20 protein-coding genes are annotated in these 18,226 nt (G+C 64.9%); 5 read left to right on the top strand and 15 right to left on the bottom strand.

Annotation, left to right across the window (positions count from 1 at the left end):
- Positions 1-486: an ATP F0F1 synthase subunit B gene (locus JQ632_RS09520; protein ID WP_212402040.1), complete on the top strand. Its 486-nt coding sequence runs from the start codon at positions 1-3 to the stop codon at positions 484-486.
- 264 nt (positions 487-750) lie between these two features.
- Here JQ632_RS09520 and JQ632_RS09515 read toward each other — a convergent pair whose 3' ends face one another.
- The 14 genes from JQ632_RS09515 to coxB all read right to left on the bottom strand — a co-directional run bounded on the left by JQ632_RS09515 (position 751) and on the right by coxB (position 13,375).
- Complete coding sequence (locus JQ632_RS09515) at positions 751-1,404, bottom strand: hypothetical protein (RefSeq protein ID WP_212402039.1); 654 nt, start codon at positions 1,402-1,404, stop codon at positions 751-753.
- A gap of 181 nt (positions 1,405-1,585) precedes the next feature.
- Positions 1,586-2,173, bottom strand: a complete 588-nt coding sequence (locus JQ632_RS09510) for a GNAT family N-acetyltransferase (protein ID WP_212402038.1) — start codon at positions 2,171-2,173, stop codon at positions 1,586-1,588.
- A 40-nt stretch (positions 2,174-2,213) separates the two neighbouring features.
- Positions 2,214-3,503 (bottom strand): pitrilysin family protein, encoded by a 1,290-nt coding sequence (locus JQ632_RS09505; RefSeq protein ID WP_212402037.1) that lies wholly within the window; start codon positions 3,501-3,503, stop codon positions 2,214-2,216.
- Positions 3,500-4,918: a threonine synthase gene (gene thrC, locus JQ632_RS09500; protein WP_212402036.1), complete on the bottom strand. Its 1,419-nt coding sequence runs from the start codon at positions 4,916-4,918 to the stop codon at positions 3,500-3,502. Before thrC ends, JQ632_RS09505 begins: the two co-directional genes overlap by 4 nt.
- A 429-nt stretch (positions 4,919-5,347) precedes the next feature.
- Positions 5,348-5,992, bottom strand: coding sequence for a response regulator transcription factor (locus tag JQ632_RS09495; RefSeq protein WP_212402035.1), 645 nt, complete (start codon positions 5,990-5,992; stop codon positions 5,348-5,350).
- Between the two features lie 221 nt (positions 5,993-6,213).
- A complete protein-coding gene (locus tag JQ632_RS09490) occupies positions 6,214-6,579 on the bottom strand; it encodes a nuclear transport factor 2 family protein (protein ID WP_212402034.1) in 366 nt (121 codons plus the stop codon).
- 210 nt (positions 6,580-6,789) lie between these two features.
- Positions 6,790-7,545: an SURF1 family protein gene (locus tag JQ632_RS09485; protein WP_212402033.1), complete on the bottom strand. Its 756-nt coding sequence runs from the start codon at positions 7,543-7,545 to the stop codon at positions 6,790-6,792.
- Positions 7,542-7,928, bottom strand: a complete 387-nt coding sequence (locus JQ632_RS09480) for a DUF983 domain-containing protein (RefSeq protein ID WP_212402032.1) — start codon at positions 7,926-7,928, stop codon at positions 7,542-7,544. The genes JQ632_RS09485 and JQ632_RS09480 overlap by 4 nt, the downstream gene beginning before the upstream one ends.
- Positions 7,929-8,005: 77 nt before the next feature.
- On the bottom strand, positions 8,006-8,902 hold the full coding sequence (locus tag JQ632_RS09475) for a cytochrome c oxidase subunit 3 (RefSeq protein WP_212402031.1): 897 nt from the start codon (positions 8,900-8,902) through the stop codon (positions 8,006-8,008).
- A gap of 83 nt (positions 8,903-8,985) precedes the next feature.
- Positions 8,986-9,642, bottom strand: a complete 657-nt coding sequence (locus tag JQ632_RS09470) for a cytochrome c oxidase assembly protein (protein WP_212402030.1) — start codon at positions 9,640-9,642, stop codon at positions 8,986-8,988.
- 8 nt (positions 9,643-9,650) lie between these two features.
- Positions 9,651-9,815 (bottom strand): CoxF protein, encoded by a 165-nt coding sequence (locus JQ632_RS09465; RefSeq protein WP_212402029.1) that lies wholly within the window; start codon positions 9,813-9,815, stop codon positions 9,651-9,653.
- Positions 9,816-9,822: 7 nt separating this feature from the next.
- A complete protein-coding gene (locus tag JQ632_RS09460) occupies positions 9,823-10,767 on the bottom strand; it encodes a heme o synthase (protein ID WP_212402028.1) in 945 nt (314 codons plus the stop codon).
- A gap of 62 nt (positions 10,768-10,829) precedes the next feature.
- Positions 10,830-12,449, bottom strand: coding sequence for a cytochrome c oxidase subunit I (gene ctaD, locus JQ632_RS09455; RefSeq protein ID WP_212402027.1), 1,620 nt, complete (start codon positions 12,447-12,449; stop codon positions 10,830-10,832).
- Between the two features lie 68 nt (positions 12,450-12,517).
- The gene (coxB, locus tag JQ632_RS09450; protein WP_212402026.1) at positions 12,518-13,375 is read right to left on the bottom strand and encodes a cytochrome c oxidase subunit II; all 858 of its coding nucleotides are present in this window, start codon (positions 13,373-13,375) and stop codon (positions 12,518-12,520) included.
- Between the two features lie 511 nt (positions 13,376-13,886).
- On the opposite strand from coxB, the gene JQ632_RS09445 reads away from it, so the two are divergent.
- Positions 13,887-14,420 carry an invasion associated locus B family protein gene (locus JQ632_RS09445; RefSeq protein WP_212402025.1) on the top strand — a complete coding sequence of 178 codons (534 nt, stop codon included), beginning with the start codon at positions 13,887-13,889 and terminating at the stop codon, positions 14,418-14,420.
- 236 nt (positions 14,421-14,656) lie between these two features.
- Here JQ632_RS09445 and JQ632_RS09440 read toward each other — a convergent pair whose 3' ends face one another.
- Complete coding sequence (locus tag JQ632_RS09440; RefSeq protein WP_212402024.1) at positions 14,657-15,145, bottom strand: GNAT family N-acetyltransferase; 489 nt, start codon at positions 15,143-15,145, stop codon at positions 14,657-14,659.
- An 89-nt stretch (positions 15,146-15,234) separates the two neighbouring features.
- Here JQ632_RS09440 and tldD point away from each other — a divergent pair, with 89 nt between their 5' ends.
- From tldD to JQ632_RS09425, 3 genes are all read left to right on the top strand, one after another.
- Positions 15,235-16,662, top strand: a complete 1,428-nt coding sequence (tldD, locus tag JQ632_RS09435; RefSeq protein WP_212402095.1) for a metalloprotease TldD — start codon at positions 15,235-15,237, stop codon at positions 16,660-16,662.
- On the top strand, positions 16,659-17,444 hold the full coding sequence (lepB, locus tag JQ632_RS09430; protein ID WP_212402023.1) for a signal peptidase I: 786 nt from the start codon (positions 16,659-16,661) through the stop codon (positions 17,442-17,444). The genes tldD and lepB overlap by 4 nt, the downstream gene beginning before the upstream one ends.
- Positions 17,445-17,576: 132 nt before the next feature.
- A complete protein-coding gene (locus JQ632_RS09425; protein ID WP_212402022.1) occupies positions 17,577-18,152 on the top strand; it encodes a nucleotidyltransferase family protein in 576 nt (191 codons plus the stop codon).
- Positions 18,153-18,226 lie beyond the last annotated feature (74 nt).

The raw sequence follows: 18,226 nt of genomic DNA, 5'->3' as shown, positions 1-18,226 counted from the left end.
ATGTTCTTCGATCCTGAAACCTGGGTCGCCGTCGCCTTCGTGATCTTGATGATCGTGTTCGGCTATCTCGGGGTCTTCAAGTCGGTGACGACGGCGCTCGACCATCGCGCCGCCCGCATCAAGGCCGAGCTCGACGATGCGCTGCGTCTGAAGGAAGAGGCCGCCAAGGTGCTCGCCGGCTACAAGGCGCGCAGCGCCACTGCCGAGCGTGAGGCCGCCGACATCATCGCCAACGCCAAGTCCGAAGCCGAGCGCATCGCGGCCGAAGCCAAGGCGAAGATGGAAGACTTCGTCGCCCGCAGAACCAAGACCGCGGAGAGCAAGATCGCGCTCGCCGAGGCCCAGGCGGTCGCGGACGTTCGCGCAGCCGCAGCAGAAGCCGCCGTCCAGGCTGCTTCCACCATCATGTCGCAGTCGGTCAAAGGCCAGGTCGCCGACGACCTGCTGGCCAAGGGCATCGCCGAGGTTCGGAAGAAGCTGAACTGAGGGACAGGTCCTCGACAATCAAGAAGCCGGCGCGAGAGCGCCGGCTTTTTTGTTGACCACTCTCGGCGTCATCGCCCGGCGAAGACCGGGCGATCCGGTATTCCAGAGACAGTGAGGGGTACGGAGAAGCCGCGGCGTACTGGATGCCCGCCTGCCGCCTACGCTAAAGCTTCGGCGCCCCAAGACCGCAAGCCCCGGCGAAGCCTTGGCGTAGCCGGGTCGCGGGGCATGACAGCGGAAATTGGGGCGGCGCGTAGCGCGCGCCTACTTCTTCTTTTTCGCCGGCGCCTTCGATCCCGACAGCGCCTGCGGATCGAAGCCGACGTAGAAAATGTAGGAATCGGCAACCGCGGGGGACGGCAGCGGATAGACCAGATCCTCGGCGACGAAGGTGAAGGGGATGCTGCCGTCTTCGGACATCTCGACCGTGGTCCGGTAGGCCTTCGAGGCAATCACCTTCTCGCCGATGCCGCCCTGGACCACGGCGATGCGCAAGGGAACCTCGACCGACGACGGGGCGCCTGCGGGACCTGCGACGACACGGCCCTGAATGCCGACCCGCGCCGTGATCGCGCCGCCGTTGCGAACGCATTCGCGGGCCATCTTGGTGATCGAGGCCTGGTAGCGCACGTCGTTGCCGACCGCCTGCTTGCCGGCTGCTGCGACCGCATAAGTGGACGCGCCGGCGCGCACGGTGACCTGGGGACAATCGACCTCGCCCTGCGAATCGGCAGGCTGGTTGGGCGCGGACGTCGTCTGGGCCGGCTCGTCGGATTTGCCGCCGAACAGGCTCTTGAAGCGGTCGGTGAGTGATTGGGCGCCCGCCGGCGAGGCGGCGGCCACCGCAACCGAGGCGGCCAGCGCGATCACGAGACCTCGCCTTGGCATCCCCAGCGATGAACGAAGCTCTTTCCGCATGAAAGCCCTGTACTCCATGACACTCCCCGGCAAGTTGCCGGTTAGACTCTTGTTTTGACGCGTTTTCTTTATGCGAACCGGTATCCACTTCGCTCGAAAACGCTCTGGCGCGGGTTATATCGCCAAAATCGGCGAACCCAAGGCACAAACCAAGGCAGCAATTGGCAGACTTTCGGCTTGGTTAGCCGCGAAAATCCTCGTGCAGCAGCCCGAACAGCAGATGGTCCTGCCAGACCCCGTTGATACAGAGATAGCGGCGCGCCAGGCCCTCGCGGGAGAATCCGCACTTCTCCAGCACCCGGATCGAGGGCGAGTTGGTGGGGATGCAGGCGGCCTCGACCCGGTGCAGATTGAGCTCGCCGAACAGGGTCGGCAGCAGCACCCGGAGCGCCGCGGTCATGTAGCCGCGATGGGCATGGGGCTGTCCCACCCAGTAACCAATGGTGCCGGCCTGGACGATGCCGCGGCGGACGTTGGCGAGCGTGATGCCGCCGACCAGGGCGCCGTCCAGTTCCCGGAAGATCAGGAAGGGATAGGAGCGGTCCGCGGCGATATCCTCGGCGTAACGACGCAGGCGGCGGCGGAAGCCCGCGCGGGTCAGGTCGTCCGAGGGCCAGATCGGCTCCCAGGGCGTCAGGTAGTCGCGGCTCGCTTCACGCAAATGTGCCCATTGCAGGAAGTCCGACATCTGCGGCGCGCGCAGCAGGAGGCCATTGCCGCGCGGGGCGAGGGCGGCGGGTCCACTGGATGGCAGGCGAAACAGGGCCATGTGATGCTTCCCGGGGCGCCTCAGCCCGCGAGGTCAGGTGCTAATGCAACCGCGCCTTGGCTCGCGCCCTGGTCAATCCTTCCGCAAAAGACACCGCCGTGTCCAGACCCCTGCCGCTGCCCAATGCAACCACGGCAGGGCGGCTCCGCGACAACAGCGCCCGCGCCGCATTGCGGGTCGATTCAACGCTGACCGCATCGATTCGGTCCACCAATTCCTGCACCGTCTGCGGCCGGCCATAGGCCAGCACGTGCCGCGCAAGCTGCTCGGCGCGCGACGAGCAGCTCTCGAGCGCCATCAACAGGCCGGCCTTCATCTGCGCCTTGGCCCGGGCGATCTCGGCCTCCGTCAGAGTCTCCACCGAATCGTTGATGATGTCGACCACGACCTCCATCATCTCGGGCGCGTCGGCGGGATCGGTGCCGGTGTAGAGCCCGAAGAACCCGGTATCGGTATAGGGCGCGTGAAAGCTGTAGATGGAGTAGCAGAGCCCGCGCTTCTCCCGCACCTCCTGGAACAACCGCGACGACATTCCGCCGCCGAGGATGTTGGTGAAGACCTGGAGCGAGAACAGCGACAGATCGGTCTGCGGCACGCCTTCCAGCGCCAGCGTCAGGTGCGCCTGCTCGAGCTCGCGATGCACCACCTTCGCGCCGCCCTTGCCGAACTGCGCCGTCTGCGGCTTCGGTCCGGGCGTTCCTTCAAAGCTCGAGAACCGCTTCTCGACCTCGGCCACCACCTGCTTGTGATCGACCGCGCCGGCCGCGGCCACGACCATGTCGGGTCCGCGATAATGCGTCGACAAATAACCGCGCAGCATGTCGCGGTTGAAGCCGCGCAGCGTCTTGGCGGTGCCGAGCAGCGAGCGGCCCATCGGCTGGTCCGGGTAGCAGAGCTCGTTGAGATGCTCGAACACGACGTCGTCGGGCGTGTCCTGCGCGGCGCCGATCTCCTGCACGATCACGTTCTTCTCGCGCTCGAGCTCGTCCGGCTCGAAGGCGGGATTGGCGAGGATGTCGGAGAGCACGTCGAGCGCCAGCGGCACGTCGGCCTTCATCACCCGCGCATAATAGGATGTCGTCTCGGTCGAGGTGCCGGCGTTGAGGTCGCCGCCGACGGCCTCGATCTCCTCGACGATCTCGCGCGAGGAACGCCGCGTCGTGCCCTTGAACGCCATGTGCTCCAGCAGATGCGAGATGCCATGCTCGTTCGGCTTCTCGTCGCGTCCGCCGACGCCGGCCCAGACCCCGAGCGCGGCAGTCTCGACATGGGACATGTTGTCGGTGACGACAGTGAGGCCGGACGTCAGCTTGGAGATCTCGACGCTCATCCGGCGACTCCCTGTTTCGCGGCGCGGCTGACCGACAGCACGAACCGCTCGACCTCGGCCTGGTCGTTCTTCACCACCTTCATGTGTTCGGATTTGGTCATCAACCCGTCAAGCCAGGCAGGAAGTTGCGGCCGCACGCCGCAGGCCTCCTCGACCGCGTCGGGGAATTTCGCCGGATGCGCGGTGGACAGCACGATGTTAGGAACACCAGTGTCCGTGGAGTCGCGGTCGGCTACGGCCAGCGCCACCGCGGTGTGGGGATCGACGAGCTCGCCGGCCTCGCGCCAGGCGGCGCGGATCGCAGCCGAGGTCTCGGTTTCGTCGGCACGTCCTGCGTCGAACTCCTCGCGCACGGCCGCGAGCGTCGCATCGGGCAGCACGAAGCGGCCCGACTGCTTCAGCGAATCCATCAGGCGGCGAACGCTGCCCGCATCGCGCTTGCCGGCCTCGAACAGCAGGCGCTCGAAGTTCGAGGAGATCTGGATGTCCATCGAGGGCGACGCCGTGGCGTGCACCTCGCGCACCTCGTAGATGCCGGTCTTGAGCGTGCGCGCGAGGATGTCATTGACGTTGGCGGCGATCCGCAAGGTCCGCACCGGCAGGCCCATGCGCTTGGCGACGTAGCCGGCAAAGATGTCGCCGAAATTGCCGGTGGGCACGGTGAAGTCGACCTGGCGCGCGGGCGAACCGACGGCGACGGCGGAGGTGAAATAGTAGACCACCTGCGCGACGATGCGCGCCCAGTTGATCGAGTTGACGCCGGACAGCGCGACCTGGTCGCGGAAGCGGTGATGGTTGAACATCCCCTTCACGATGGCCTGGCAATCGTCGAACGTGCCCTCGATCGCGAGCGCATGCACGTTGGCAGCGCCCGTCGTCGTCATCATGCGACGCTGCACGTCGGAGATGCGGCCGTTCGGAAACAGCACGATGAGATCGACGTTCTCCAGCCCTGCGAAGGCCTCGACCGCGGCGCCGCCGGTGTCGCCCGAGGTCGCAACCACGATGGTCGTGCGCTGGCCGCGCTTGGCGAGCACGTGATCCATCAGCCGCGAGATCAGCTGCATCGCGACGTCCTTGAACGCCAGCGTCGGGCCGTGGAACAGCTCGAGCACGAACTGGTGCGGCGACATCTGGCGCAGCGGCACGACTGCGGGATGGCGGAAGGTGGCGTAGGCTTCGTTCGCCATGCGGCCGAGCTCGGCATCGGAAATCTCGCCGGCGGCGAACGGGCGGATGACGTCGACCGCGACCTCCCAATAGGGACGGCCGAAGAACTTTGCGATGGTCTCGTGCGAAAGCTGCGGCCACTCCGCGGGCACGTAGAGGCCGCCGTCGCGGGCAAGCCCGGTCAGCATCACGTCGCAGAAGCCAAGCTCGGGGGCCTCGCCCCGGGTCGAAAGATATCGCGTCAAACCGCCCTCCAAAGGTCGGCCCTTAGCCTAAACCTTTGATTTTAATGAAGTTACTTGTTTCGCCCGTCACCGACTGGGGCGGCACCATAAAGCGTTTTGCGGGATCGGGAAACCGCTTCGGCGTCGCGTCTAAAGCGCGATGGCTTTAGGCATCGCGCCTTAGCTCTTTGTTTGCGCATGATCTTTTCGGAAAACCGCTGCACACTTTTCCGGATCATGCCTTAGGCCCAAGAAAAAGGGCCGCGGGGTCGCCGCAGCCCTCTCCTGGAAGGGTCTGTCGTTAATTTGTGCAGACCTACTTTATCCCTCGTCCGCGTCGCGTCCCCGTCAAATCGCAGGCGGTGAGCTATCGTCGGCCGCCGTGGGATCGTCAAGTGCAAAAACCGCGAGCAGCGGCGATTGTTCCAGGTTTTCCCGGCGGGGACGCGCTCAATCCAGCCCGATCGCAACCGCAATGCGGATCAGGTCGGAGTGGTTCTTGGCGGCGAGCTTCTGCTTCAACAGCGAGGTGGTGTTGGCGACCGTCTTGTAGGAAATGCCGAGCGCTTCGGCGACCTCGACGATCTTGTGGCCGCGGCCGAGCAGACGCAAAATCTCCAACTCGCGCGGCGTCATTTGCGAGGCTGGATTGGCCTTGATCGCAGCTCCGGAGAACGTCACGGCCTCGGCAAGCTGCGGCGAGATGAAGTTGTCGCCGGCGACGACCTTGCGCACCGCCTTCAACAGGATCCTGGGATCGTCGCCCTTGGACACGTAGCCCTGCGCGCCGAGCTCGACCGCGCGGACGACGAAGGCCGGATCGTCGTTCATGCTGAACATGATGATCTTGGCGTCCGGATCGTCCTTGCGGATGCGGCGCATCAACTCGAAGCCCGAGACATCAGGCAAGCCGATGTCGATCACGGTGACGTCGGGACGTTTGCTGATATAGGCGCGGTGACCGGATTTTGCGTCGCTTGCCTCGTCGATCCGGATCGACTGGTCGACGCCGAGGAGGGTCCTGCAACCTGATAGCACCACGGGATGGTCGTCGACGATCAAAACCCTGGTCGCAGGCTTGGCGGTGTCTTGCATTGCGCGCCCTCGTTTCCCGACAGATACCCCGCCGGGAACAAATGGAAAGAGCGAATTATGCCACCTCCGTTAGAATTGACCTAATATGACAACGCCGTCCTGCGGATTGCTGCAGCGATTGCAGACTCGAGCGCTGTTCCAATGGACTCGGAACGGGCGCGAGATTCAATTTTGACGCGTTTTCTTGACGCGAACCGGTATCCACTTCGCTCGAAAACGCTTTAGCACGCGCAGCAATCGGCCGGATTCTGCTGCGCTGGCCCGCAGAGCGTGCGGACGATCTTGCCGTCGGCGCCGAAGCCGAACAGGGCGCGGATGCGCAACGAGCCGGCAACGGAATATTCGAGCTCGATACCCTGCGGCGCGGGGCTGATGTCCTCGAGGCCGACGCCGGTGAAGGAGAAGGCGCCGATCTTCGGTTCCCAGTACGCGCCGATCTCGTTGCGGCCGTGATAGACATGCGAGCCGGCGCACTGGCATTCCAGCTCCGCATCGTCGGCGTAGAGGTCGAGCAGCGTGGTGAGGTCGCCCTTGCGGCAGGCGTCCAGCCAATCCACGACGATGCCCATCTGGTCGATATCGTTCACGCGCTCAACCCTACTGTGCGCCCCGCACAAATGCGATCGCGCCTTAGGCCAATAGTCGTGAACCCTGCGCTGGATGGGAAGACCGGACAATTCCGGGGCTATAGCGTTTTCAAGCGAAGTGGATACCGGTTCGCGTGAAGAAAACGCGTCAAAACAAGTATCCGGAGTTTCCGTTCCGATTCTATCGGAACGGAAACTCTGGGAACCGGCTTAGGCCCGCCGCCGTCCCCTCGCCCAGACGCCGAACGCGATCAGCACGGCCCCCGCGAGCGAGAACCAGGTGATGGCGTATTGCAGATGGTCGTCCTTCAGATGCACGTCGAGCGGTCCGGGCCGCGGGATGCCGTTCTCAGGCACCGGCTGCTCCAGATCGACATAGAACGGCGCGACCGTGCCCCAGCCCAGCGCGCTCGCCATCAGGTGCTGATCGCGCACGAACCACAGCCGCTTGGCGCGGTCTTCGGCCGGCGTGAGCAAGCCTGGCGCTTCCGGGAAACGGAGGTAACCGGTCAGCGTGACCGGCTCGCCAGTCACGAGTTTTTTCGTCGCGCGGTCCTGCACCGAGCGATCCTGCATCGTGTTCTCGACGAAGCCCGCATCGATCGCGACCATCGCGCCATCAGACAACCGCGCCGGCAAGAAGGCCCAGGTGCCGGGGCCGGAGGCGTCCCTGCGCACGGCGGAGCCGGAGCTGTAGACCATCGCGTCCGGCAGCGGCGCATAGGTCGCTGTGAAGGTGACGCGGCGAAACTCGTCGCTGGCCGCGTTCAGCGTGCTCCATTGCGCGGGCGCCGGCAGGGCTGTGGGCGGCGCCGCAAGGCGCTCGGTAAGCGCTGCGATCAACTCGTGCTTGGCGGTGCGGCGCTGCAGCTGCCAGACGCCGAGCGAGATGAAGGCACCCATGACGATCAGCGTGAACAGGGCAAAGCCGGCAATGGCCGGCTTGCGCGGCGCGTCAGCGTTCATTTCGGGCGGTCGATCAGTTGGCCCGGCGCCGCCTTGTGGTGGAATTGCAGCGCGATCAGCAGCGACTTCATCGAGCGCAGCGGCAACAGCGTGGTCGCGAGGATGAGCGGCAGCCACAGCACCGCATGAAGCCAGAACGGCGGCTGGTACTTGACCTCGACGATGAGCGCGCAGGCCACCACGATCGCCCCGGCCAGCATGATGATGAAGATCGCCGGCCCGTCGCCGGTGTCGATGAAGGCGTAGTCGAGACCGCAGCGGTCGCAGGACGGTGCCAGCGTCAGAAAGCCCGCATACATCTTGCCCTGGCCGCAGCGCGGACATTTGCAAGCGAGCCCGCGCATCGCGCTCTGCAGGACGGTCGTGGGAGGATAGTCAGTCATACGCGCTCCTTCCCCTCTCCTGTTAAACGAAAGGGGCGGCCGTGGCGGCCGCCCCTTGTAGCACGATCGATGAGGACCTAGTGCGCGCCGTGCGCCATGGCCTCGGCGCCGCGGCCCCAGACGTAGATGCAGAGGAACAGGAACAGCCACACCACGTCGACGAAGTGCCAGTACCAGGCGGCGAATTCGAAGCCGAGGTGCTGCTTCGACGTGAAGTGGCCGGCATAGGCGCGCGCCAGGCAGACGATCAGGAACACGGTACCGACCAGCACGTGGAAGCCGTGGAAGCCGGTCGCCATGAAGAAGGTCGCGCCGTAGACGTTGCCGGCGAAGGAGAACGCCGCGTGGGCGTACTCATAGGCCTGCACGCAGGTGAAGGCGGCGCCGAGCAGGACGGTGAGGATCAGGCCGTACTTCAGGCCCTGGCGATCGTTCTCCAGCAGCGCGTGATGGGCCCAGGTCACGGTGGTGCCGGAGGTGAGCAGGATCAGCGTGTTGAGCAGCGGCAGGTGCCAGGGGTCGAAGGTCTCGATGCCCTTCGGCGGCCAGGTGCCCGGCACGGCGCAGGCGCCGGCCTGGGTGCCGAGGCCGCAGCCGAACACGGCGTCACGGGTGGCGTGGACGGCATCCGCCGGGAACAGCGCCGCGTTGAAATAGGCCCAGAACCAGGCGACGAAGAACATCACCTCGGAGGCGATGAACAGGATCATGCCGTAGCGGTGATGGAGCTGCACGACGCGGGTGTGGTCGCCCTTGTACTGGGCTTCCTTGATCACGTCGCCCCACCAGCTCGCCATGGTGTAGAGCACGCCGATGGTGCCGATGCCGAACACGATCGGCGCACCCTTGAACATGTGGTGCATCCAGGCGATGGCGCCGAGCGCCATGACGAAGGCCGACACCGAGCCGACGGCCGGCCACGGAGAGGGATCGACCAGGTGGTAATCGTGTTGCTTGCCGTGCGCGGTTGCCATTGCGGTCAGTCTCCTTAGCCCGTGCCTGTGAGGCACTTGTCCCCTCGAATTCCAATCATCGGGATCTCAAGCGATCCCGGCGATCAAAGATTACCCTTGCGTCTGTCGCCCTCGCCCGAGGCGAGCGGCTTCACCACCGGATCGCGCACGGGATAGAACGTATAGGAAAGCGTGATCGTGCCGAGCCCGTCATTCTCATGATCGTCGGCGAGCGACGGATCGACATAGAACACCACCGGCATCTCCCGCTTCTCGCCGGGCGCCATGGTCTGCTCGGTGAAGCAGAAGCAGTTGATCTTCTGGAAATAGGATCCGACCGTCAGCGGCGCGACGTTGTAGGCCGCCTGCCCCGCCGTGGTGCGCGCCGCCTGGTTGGTTACGGTGTAGTAGACGGTCACGACCTGGCCGACATTGACCTCGATCTCGGTCTGCTCGGGCTCGAACTTCCAGGGCAGGCCCGGCCCGACATTGGCATCGAAACGCACCGCGATTTTCCGCGCCAGCGGTCCGGTGGCGGGCGCCGAGGTCGCGACCTGCGTGGTGCCGTTGAAGCCAGTGGCGCGGCAGAACCAGTTGTAGAACGGCACGGCCGCGTAGGACGCGCCGACCATCAGGGCTACGACGAGGCCGCAGATCGAGGCGACCAGCGTGTCGCGGCCCAGCCCGCGGCGCGTCGCCGCCTTTTGGGGCTGCGCCGGCTTGGGGGTCACGTCCTGCGCTATGGTCGGTTTCTGATCCATCTCTCTCGTTACATCGGCCGTATCAGCACCGCCGGTCCCTTGACCATTGTGACCGCGAAGAACAGGAGCACGAGCACGCCGAGTGCGAGCGCGATCGCGATCGAACGCTGACGGCGGCTCTTCTTCTGCGCCTCGGTGAGGACGATTCCATCTGGCTCGGGTTTGTCGGCCATGCCTCGATCATGCGCCCCCTACCAGCGGAGCAAGCGCCCGGAACGCGACCTCGGCGAGCAGGGTCGCAAACAGCGCGAACAGATAAAGGATGGAGAAAGCAAACAATTTGCGGGTCGCGCGCAGCGACTGGCTGCGCTCGCGGCGAATGAAAACCTCGATCGCGAACACCAGCATGCCGGCGCCGAGGATCAGCGAGGTGACGCCGTAGACGAGATCGAAATAGCCGAGCGCCCAGGGCGCCGCGGCAACCGCGATCAGCACGATGGTGTAGAGCAAGATCTGCAGGCGCGTGGCGTCCGGACCGGCGACGTTGGGCAGCATCGGAATGCCGGCGCGCGCATAGTCGTCGGAGCGGAACAGCGCCAGCGCCCAGAAGTGCGGCGGCGTCCAGAAGAAGATGATGGCGAACAGGAACAGCGGCTCGGCTGCGACCGAGCCCGTTGCCGCGGCCCAGGCTACCACCGGCGGCAGCGCACCGGCGGCACCGCCGATCACGATGTTCTGCGCGGTCCAGCGCTTCAAGAGAAGCGTGTAGATCACGACGTAGAAGAAAATGGTGAAAGCGAGCAGCGCGCCCGCGATCCAGTTGACGAGAATGCCGAGCGTCATCACCGAGAAGAAGGCGAGCGTCATGCCGAACGTCATCGCCTCGGGCTTGGTGACGCGGCCGCGCGGGATCGGGCGGTTGGCCGTGCGCGACATCTTGGCGTCGATGTCGCCTTCCAGCGCCATGTTGAGCGCGCCGGACGCACCGGCGCCGACCGCGATGCAGAGCAGCGAGGTGAACGCCAGCACGGGATGGAAGTGCCCCGGCGCCATCATCATCCCGACCAGCGCCGTGAAGATCACGAGCGACATCACCCGCGGCTTCAGCAGCGCAATGTAATCGGAAACATCGGCCTCGGAGATCCGGGGCTCGACGTCGATGGCACTATGATCGAGGACCGACACGTAAAGTTACTCGCTTCGGGATAGAGCGGCGGCGCCCCGAGAGGCGCCGCGGCAAATGTTGCTTACTGCACGCGCGGCAGAACTTCGAACTGGTGGAAGGGCGGCGGCGAGGACAGCGTCCATTCCAGCGTGGTCGCGCCCGCACCCCACGGATTGTTCGGGGCAGGAACCTTGCGCGTGAAGGCGTCGATCACGCAGTAGAGGAAGATCAGCACGCCGAAGCCGGAGATGTAGGAGCCGACCGACGAGACGTAGTTCCAGCCGGCAAACGCGTCCGGATAGTCGACGTAACGGCGGGGCATGCCCGACAGGCCGAGGAAGTGCTGCGGGAAGAACACCAGGTTGACGCCGATGAAGGTGACCCAGAAGTGCAGCTTCGCGAGGCCCTCATTGTACATGTAGCCCGTCATCTTCGGGAACCAGTAGTACCAGCCGGCGAAGATCGCGAACACGGCGCCGAGCGACAGCACGTAGTGGAAGTGCGCGACGACGTAATAGGTCTCCTGCAGCACGCGATCGACGCCGGCATTCGCCAGCACGACGCCGGTGACGCCGCCGACCGTGAACAGGAAGATGAAGCCCACCGCCCAGATCATCGGGGCGCGGAATTCGATCGAGCCGCCCCACATGGTGGCGATCCACGAGAAGATTTTGACGCCGGTCGGAACCGCGATGACCATCGTGGCGGCGACGAAATAGGCCTGCGTCGCCGACGACATGCCGACCGTGTACATGTGGTGCGCCCACACCACGAAGCCGATGCCGCCGATCGCGACCATGGCGTAGGCCATGCCGAGATAGCCGAACACGGGCTTGCGCGAGAAGGTCGACACGATCTGGCTGATCATGCCGAAGCCGGGCAGGATCAGGATGTACACCTCGGGGTGACCGAAGAACCAGAACAAGTGCTGGAACAGCACGGGGTCGCCGCCACCGTCGGGCGAGAAGAAGGTGGTGCCGAAATTACGGTCGGTGAGCAGCATGGTGATCGCGCCGGCGAGCACCGGCAGCGACAGCAGCAGCAGGAACACCGTCACCAGGATCGACCATACGAACAGCGGCATCTTGTGCAGGGTCATGCCCGGCGCGCGCATGTTGAAGATCGTGGTGATGAAGTTGATCGCGCCCAGGATCGACGAGGCACCGGCAAGATGCAGCGCCAGGATCGCGAAGTCGACGGCCGGACCCGGATGGCCCGAGGTCGACAGCGGCGCGTAGATGGTCCAGCCGGCGCCGACGCCGTTGGCGCCCGGCTCGCCCTCGACGAAGGTCGAGATCAGGAGCAGCGCGAAGGAGGCCGGCAGCAGCCAGAACGAGATGTTGTTCATGCGCGGGAACGCCATGTCGGGCGCGCCGATCATCAGCGGCACGAACCAGTTGCCGAAACCGCCGATCATCGCGGGCATGACCATGAAGAAGATCATGATCAGGCCGTGCGAGGTCACGAAGACGTTGTAGGTGTGCGTCTCGTGGAAGATCTGCACGCCCGGGATCATCAGCTCGGCGCGGATCGCGACCGACATCGCGGCACCGATGATGCCGGCGATGACCGCGAACACCAGGTACATCGTGCCGATGTCCTTGTGGTTCGTCGAATAGACGTAGCGCCGCCATCCGGTCGGATGGTCATGCGCATGATCGTCATGAGCGTGGTCGCTGTGTGTCGCTGCACTCGTTGCCATTTTCAAATCCTGCCTTGCGTCCCGTTCGGACCCACTGGAGGTCCCGCCCTTATTCCCCAGACCGACGCTTATTGCGTCGGGCCCGCAGCCGAAGCGAAGGTGTTGGTGCCGCCGCTCGCATATTTCTTCTTCGCCGCCTCGACCCAGGAGGCGAACTCCTGGTCGCTGACCACGCGAATCGCGATCGGCATGAAGGCGTGGTCCTTGCCGCACAGCTCGGAGCACTGGCCGTAATACATGCCGGTCTTGGTGGCCTTGAACCAGGTCTCGTTCAGGCGGCCGGGAATGGCGTCGATCTTGACGCCGAAGGCCGGCAACGCGAACGCGTGGATGACGTCGGCGCCGGTGGTCTGGACGCGAATCACCTTGTTGACCGGCACGACCATTTCGTTGTCGACGCCGAGCAGGCGCGGCTGCTTGTCCTGCGCCATCAGCGAATCGAATTCGAACTTGCCGTTATCGGGATAGGCGTAGGACCAGTACCACTGCTTGCCGGTCGCCTTGACGGTCAGGTCCGCCTTCGGCAGGTCCAGCTGGAGGAACAGGAGGCGGAACGACGGCACCGAGATGCCGACCAGGATGAGCACCGGAATCAGCGTCCAGGCCACCTCGATCAGCGTGTTGTGCGTAGTGCGCGAGGGCACCGGATTGGCCTTGGCGTTGAATTTCACCACCACGATCACCAGCAGCGCCAGCACGAACAGCGTGATGAGGGTGATGATGATGAACAGGAAATTGTGGAACCAGACGATGTTGTCCATCACCGGCGATGCGGACGGCTGTAGCGTCCATTCCCACGGCGACGGCTGACCCAGCTCGCCAGCGATGGCCGCGCCGCCTGCGGCCAGCAACAAGCCCGCGGTTACCAAACCGGCGTTGGCCAATCCCAGCAAGTGCCGGCCCATCCGGCCCATCGACATCCTCATGCCGTTCGCGCTCCCCTCAAGAATTACCCCAATGCATTCCGCCCATTGTCCGGGAATGCTTGTCCGACCCGCCCTCTGACAAACCGCCTCTCAAGAATACCTCTAAGAGGCACGCCTCTCAGGGACTTGGGCCAGATCGCTAGAACGCCGAAATCAGCCTCTCAAACCATAATTCTTGATCCATCGCAATGCAGTCTTGAGCCCGGTCTGTCAGCCATCACACGCAAGATATTTCCCAGTAACATCAGACAAAAATACCGTTCCCGCAGGCGCTGCGGCTTGACAGCAGGATTGCCCGCTGTAGGCACAGGCGAGCTGGTCGGGCCGGGCCTGATTCGTGCGGGCTGAGGCGGGGCGCGCGGCGCGATATTTGCTTGCGAATCGCCTTCAAGACGCCGTCATTTCCCGTATCAGTTCCGATAGTTCGACCGAAACGACCCAGGCGAGTGAGACTGACCTGGAAGAACCCGCAAGCTGGAAGACCTGCAAGGCGATCAGAGGGATTGACCCGATGGGGCTCTCGAAACTCAGGGGATGCAAGGTGAGACGTTGGAACACGCTGGCCGGCCTGCTGGCCGCGGTTGTCCTGCTCACCCTGCCCGGCCTTGCCCACGCGCAGGGGGCGGTGCGTTCGGTGCATGGCGACTGGCAGATCCGCTGCGACACACCGCCGGGCGCCCAGGCCGAGCAATGCGCCCTGATCCAGAGCGTTGTCGCCGAGGACCGCTCCAACGCCGGCCTGACCGTGATCGTGCTCAAGACCGCCGACCAGAAGAGCCGCCTGATGCGCGTGGTCGCGCCCCTGGGCGTCCTCTTGCCCTCGGGCCTCGGCCTCAAGCTCGACAATCAGGACGTCGGCCGCGCCGGCTTCGTCCGCTGCCTGCCCAATGGCTGCGTCGCCGAGGTCGTGATGGACGACAAGCTGCTGGGTCAGCTCCGCAGCGCCAAGACCGCGACCTTCATCATCTTCGAGACGCCGGAAGAAGGCATTGGCTTCCCGCTCAGCCTGAACGGGCTCGGCGACGGCTATGACAAGCTGCCGTAGGCAGCGCCTGCGCGGCTTGTGGGCGAAACAATCGGCCAAGCATTCGATGTCATCCCCGCGAAGGCGGGGATCCATAACCACAGGATTGCGTTGTGGCGACCGAGATCGGCCCCGATCTCGCGCAAGCAACACAGGCCTGTGGTTATGGATTCCGGGCTCGCGCTCCGCGCGCCCCGGAATGACGATGAGAAGGCGGCAGTCTCCCCGGACTCCATCATCACGCAATGACGGGAATTCTAAAACAGCACCGCCATCTGGATCACGTTCTCATAGACCCCATCGATCCTGACCGCATTGCGCGACAATCCCTCGACGGCAAAGCCGACGCTCTTGTAGAGCGCGATCGCGTTCAGATTGTCTTCGCGAACCGAGAGCTCGACCCGAATCATGCCGGCGGCCTGCGCGGCGTCGAGTGTCGTCCGAATCAAGCGCCTTCCGATGCCCTGGCCCCGAAACGGCTGCAAAAGGCCCATACCGAGGATGCCGGCATGGGCGTAGATCGGACGCGGATGCCGCCTGACATCACACCAGCCAACGACTTCGCCGCCGGAAAGGGCGACAAATTGCGGATGCCCATGGGCGATCATGTCGAGCACGAAGCTGCGCGTGTCCGGGAACGGTGGCGCCTCCAGAAAGGCGAGATAGCGCCGCTCGCGCGAAACCGCATCGAGGGTGCGGTGGAAGCTTTCGATATGCGCTTCGGATATCGCAATAATTTCAATCATGTCGTTTCCGTAATGTGTTTGGACCGCCCCTCGCCGAACGCATCCGAAACCATTATCTTGCCCCAGACATCCCCGACAACGGACGCATGATGACAAATCCCGCCACTACCTCCCTGCTCGAGCGCGCCAACCTCGACCGCGACCAGGTCCGCCACGAAGTCGCGCGCGGGCTGTCCGGCGCCGACGACGGCGAATTGTTCCTCGAATACAGCCAGACCGAAGCGCTGATGTTCGACAATGGCCGGCTGAAGCAGGCGACCTATGACACCTCGCAGGGTTTTGGCCTGCGCGCCGTCAAGGACGATGCGGTCGGCTATGCGCATTCCTCCGACGTATCGCTCCCGGCGCTGATCCGCGCGGCCGACGCAGTCGCCGCCGTTCGCGGCGGTTACTCCGGCAGCTTCGCCGCCCCGCCTGCGCATACCAACGTGCGGCTTTATAGTGACGACAATCCGCTGGACGCGCCGGGCTTCGAGGCCAAGGTCAAGCTGCTTGCCGAGATCGACGCCTACTTGCGCGACAAGGATCCGCGGGTGCGGCAGGTCAGCGTGAGTCTCGGCGCGACCTGGCAGGTCGTGGAAATCCTACGGCCGGACGGCGAGAGCTATCGCGACATCCGCCCGCTGGTGCGCGTGAACGTGTCCGTCGTCGCAGGCCAAGGCGACCGGCAGGAGAGCGGCAGCAAGGGCTATGGCGGCCGCGCCGGCTATGCCGAATTCATCGAGACCAAGAACTGGCGCGACGCCGCCGACGGCGCGTTGCGCGAGGCGCTGGTGAATCTCGAATCCGTGCCGGCGCCGGCCGGCGAGATGGACGTGGTGCTGGGCGCCGGCTGGCCCGGCGTGATGCTGCATGAAGCGGTCGGCCATGGCCTCGAGGGCGACTTCAACCGCAAGAAGACCTCGGCCTTTGCCGGCCTGACGGGCCAGCAGGTCGCGGCCAAGGGCGTCACCGTGGTCGACGACGGCACCATTGCCTCGCGCCGCGGCTCGCTTTCGATCGACGACGAGGGCACGCCGACCAACCGCACCGTGCTGATCGAGGACGGCATTCTGGTCGGCTACATGCAGGACCGGCAGAACGCGCGGCTGATGAACATGAAGCCGACCGGCAACGGCCGGCGCCAGGGCTATGCCCATGTGCCGATGCCGCGCATGACCAACACCTATATGCTGGCCGGCGACCGCGAGCCGGGCGAGATCATCGCTTCGGTGAAGAACGGTGTGTTCGCCGCGAATTTCGGCGGCGGCCAGGTCGACATCACCTCGGGCAAATACGTCTTCCAGTGCACCGAGGCCTACAAGATCGAGAACGGCAAGATCGGCGCGCCGCTCAAGGGCGCCATGCTGATCGGCAACGGGCCGACCGACCTGCATCGCATCCGCATGATCGGCAACGATCTCGCGCTCGATACCGGCATCGGCACCTGCGGCAAGAACGGACAGGGCGTTCCCGTCGGCGTCGGCCAGCCGTCGCTGCTGATGGAGCGCATCACGGTTGGAGGCACCGGCGCATGAGCGTTGAGAAAGTGGCGACCACGAAGCCCAAGGACAGCGTGAAAGGCAGCGGCTGGCGCGGGCAGCTCGTGCAGCTCGCCGGCATCGTCGCGGCGGTGTTCATCGCCAAGGGCGCGCTGGCCGAGCCGTTCTACGTGCCGTCCGGCTCGATGGAGCCGACGCTCCTGATCGGCGATGCGCTGCTCGCCTCCAAATTCCCCTATGGCTACGGCACCTCGTCGCTGCCGATCCAGATCAATTTGCCGGAAACCGGCCGCGTGTTCGCCGAGACGCCCAAGCTCGGCGACGTCGTGGTGTTCCGCTGGCCCGGCGACCGCTCGCAGGCCTGGGTCAAGCGCGTGGTCGGATTGCCCGGCGACCGCATCCAGATCCGGCAGGGCCAGCTTTTCGTCAACGACCGTCCCTGCGAATTGAAGCCTGACGGCGTCGGACAGGCCGAGGACGACAATGGCGGCAGCGAGCCCGCCTACCGCTATGTCGAGACGCTGCCGAACGGCGTGTCGCATCTCATCTTCAAGATGCGCGACAACGGCCCGCTCGACAACACGCCGGAGGTGAAGGTGCCGGCCGGCCATCTGTTCGTGCTCGGCGATAACCGCGATAACTCAGCCGACAGCCGCGTGCCGCTGCGCTCCGGCGGCGTCGGGCTGCTGCCGATCGACAATCTCGTCGGACGCGCCGATGCCGTGCTCGGCTCCTGGGACCTCGGCATGCGCAGCCAGCCGGTGTGGACCTGGCTGTCCGGTTTTCGCGTCGCGCGGTTCTTCACCGCGGTGAAGTGAGCGGCCAAGCGCGCGAATCGTAGGTGGGCAAAGCCAACGGGTCGCGCGAACGCGCGCCAACCGCTTCTGTCTCAATCCTGGAGAGATGGTGGGCACGGCGCAAGTGCGCCTTTGCCCACCCTACGATTCTCGATGACCCGTGACGAATTCCTCGCTCTCGCGCTCCAGAACCCGAACAACGTCGCGATCACCGACGTTTTGTTCGAACTCGCGCTGCCCGATGCGTGGCTCGTCTCCGGCTGCCTGGTGCAGAGCGCGTGGAATGTGCTCTCGGGACGCGCGGTCGATCACGGCATTGCCGATTACGACGTGTTCTATTTCGATCCTGATACCTCATGGGAGGCGGAAGATGCGGTGATCCGCGCCCTGCAGCAGCGGCTCGCGCATCTCCCGGCGAAGGTCGAAGCGCGCAACCAGGCGCGCGTGCATCTCTGGTATCCGGCCAAGCACGACCTGCCCTATCCGCCGCTGACCTGCTCGACCGAGGGCATCGATCGCTTCCTCACCCGGAACACGCAAATCGGCATCAGAAGGACAGGCGACGGCTACGACGTCTACGCACCGCATGGCTTTGACGATGTCGCTGGCCTGATCGCGCGGCCCAACCCGGGCCCGAACTTTTCCGCGGCGAATTACGCTGCGAAGGCCGCGCGCTGGAAGGCGCTGTGGCCGGAGCTCACGGTGATTGCGGCGATGGAGGAATCGTAGGGTGAGTTAGCCGAAGGCGTAACCCACCGCTTTGGCTTCCGCGGTGACAGAAGTGGTGGGTTACGCCGAGCGGA

It is taken from the genome of Bradyrhizobium liaoningense (assembly GCF_018130955.1).
Lineage (GTDB): Bacteria > Pseudomonadota > Alphaproteobacteria > Rhizobiales > Xanthobacteraceae > Bradyrhizobium > Bradyrhizobium liaoningense_C.
Note: the sequence above shows the minus strand (reverse complement) of the source record. Positions and strands in the feature narration are given on the sequence as shown.

Excerpts from the sequence above, each read along its gene's own strand:
- JQ632_RS09520 (WP_212402040.1), top strand. The coding sequence starts at position 1 with ATGTTCTTCGATCCTGAAACCTGGGTCGCCGTCGCCTTCGTGATCTTG.
- JQ632_RS09515 (WP_212402039.1), bottom strand. The coding sequence starts at position 1,404 with ATGCGGAAAGAGCTTCGTTCATCGCTGGGGATGCCAAGGCGAGGTCTC.
- JQ632_RS09510 (WP_212402038.1), bottom strand. The coding sequence starts at position 2,173 with ATGGCCCTGTTTCGCCTGCCATCCAGTGGACCCGCCGCCCTCGCCCCG.
- JQ632_RS09505 (WP_212402037.1), bottom strand. The coding sequence starts at position 3,503 with ATGAGCGTCGAGATCTCCAAGCTGACGTCCGGCCTCACTGTCGTCACC.
- JQ632_RS09495 (WP_212402035.1), bottom strand. The coding sequence starts at position 5,992 with ATGCAAGACACCGCCAAGCCTGCGACCAGGGTTTTGATCGTCGACGAC.
- JQ632_RS09485 (WP_212402033.1), bottom strand. The coding sequence starts at position 7,545 with ATGAACGCTGACGCGCCGCGCAAGCCGGCCATTGCCGGCTTTGCCCTG.
- JQ632_RS09480 (WP_212402032.1), bottom strand. The coding sequence starts at position 7,928 with ATGACTGACTATCCTCCCACGACCGTCCTGCAGAGCGCGATGCGCGGG.
- JQ632_RS09475 (WP_212402031.1), bottom strand. The coding sequence starts at position 8,902 with ATGGCAACCGCGCACGGCAAGCAACACGATTACCACCTGGTCGATCCC.
- JQ632_RS09470 (WP_212402030.1), bottom strand. The coding sequence starts at position 9,642 with ATGGATCAGAAACCGACCATAGCGCAGGACGTGACCCCCAAGCCGGCG.
- JQ632_RS09465 (WP_212402029.1), bottom strand. The coding sequence starts at position 9,815 with ATGGCCGACAAACCCGAGCCAGATGGAATCGTCCTCACCGAGGCGCAG.
- ctaD (WP_212402027.1), bottom strand. The coding sequence starts at position 12,449 with ATGGCAACGAGTGCAGCGACACACAGCGACCACGCTCATGACGATCAT.
- coxB (WP_212402026.1), bottom strand. The coding sequence starts at position 13,375 with ATGAGGATGTCGATGGGCCGGATGGGCCGGCACTTGCTGGGATTGGCC.
- JQ632_RS09445 (WP_212402025.1), top strand. The coding sequence starts at position 13,887 with ATGGGGCTCTCGAAACTCAGGGGATGCAAGGTGAGACGTTGGAACACG.
- JQ632_RS09440 (WP_212402024.1), bottom strand. The coding sequence starts at position 15,145 with ATGATTGAAATTATTGCGATATCCGAAGCGCATATCGAAAGCTTCCAC.
- tldD (WP_212402095.1), top strand. The coding sequence starts at position 15,235 with ATGACAAATCCCGCCACTACCTCCCTGCTCGAGCGCGCCAACCTCGAC.
- lepB (WP_212402023.1), top strand. The coding sequence starts at position 16,659 with ATGAGCGTTGAGAAAGTGGCGACCACGAAGCCCAAGGACAGCGTGAAA.
- JQ632_RS09425 (WP_212402022.1), top strand. The coding sequence starts at position 17,577 with ATGACCCGTGACGAATTCCTCGCTCTCGCGCTCCAGAACCCGAACAAC.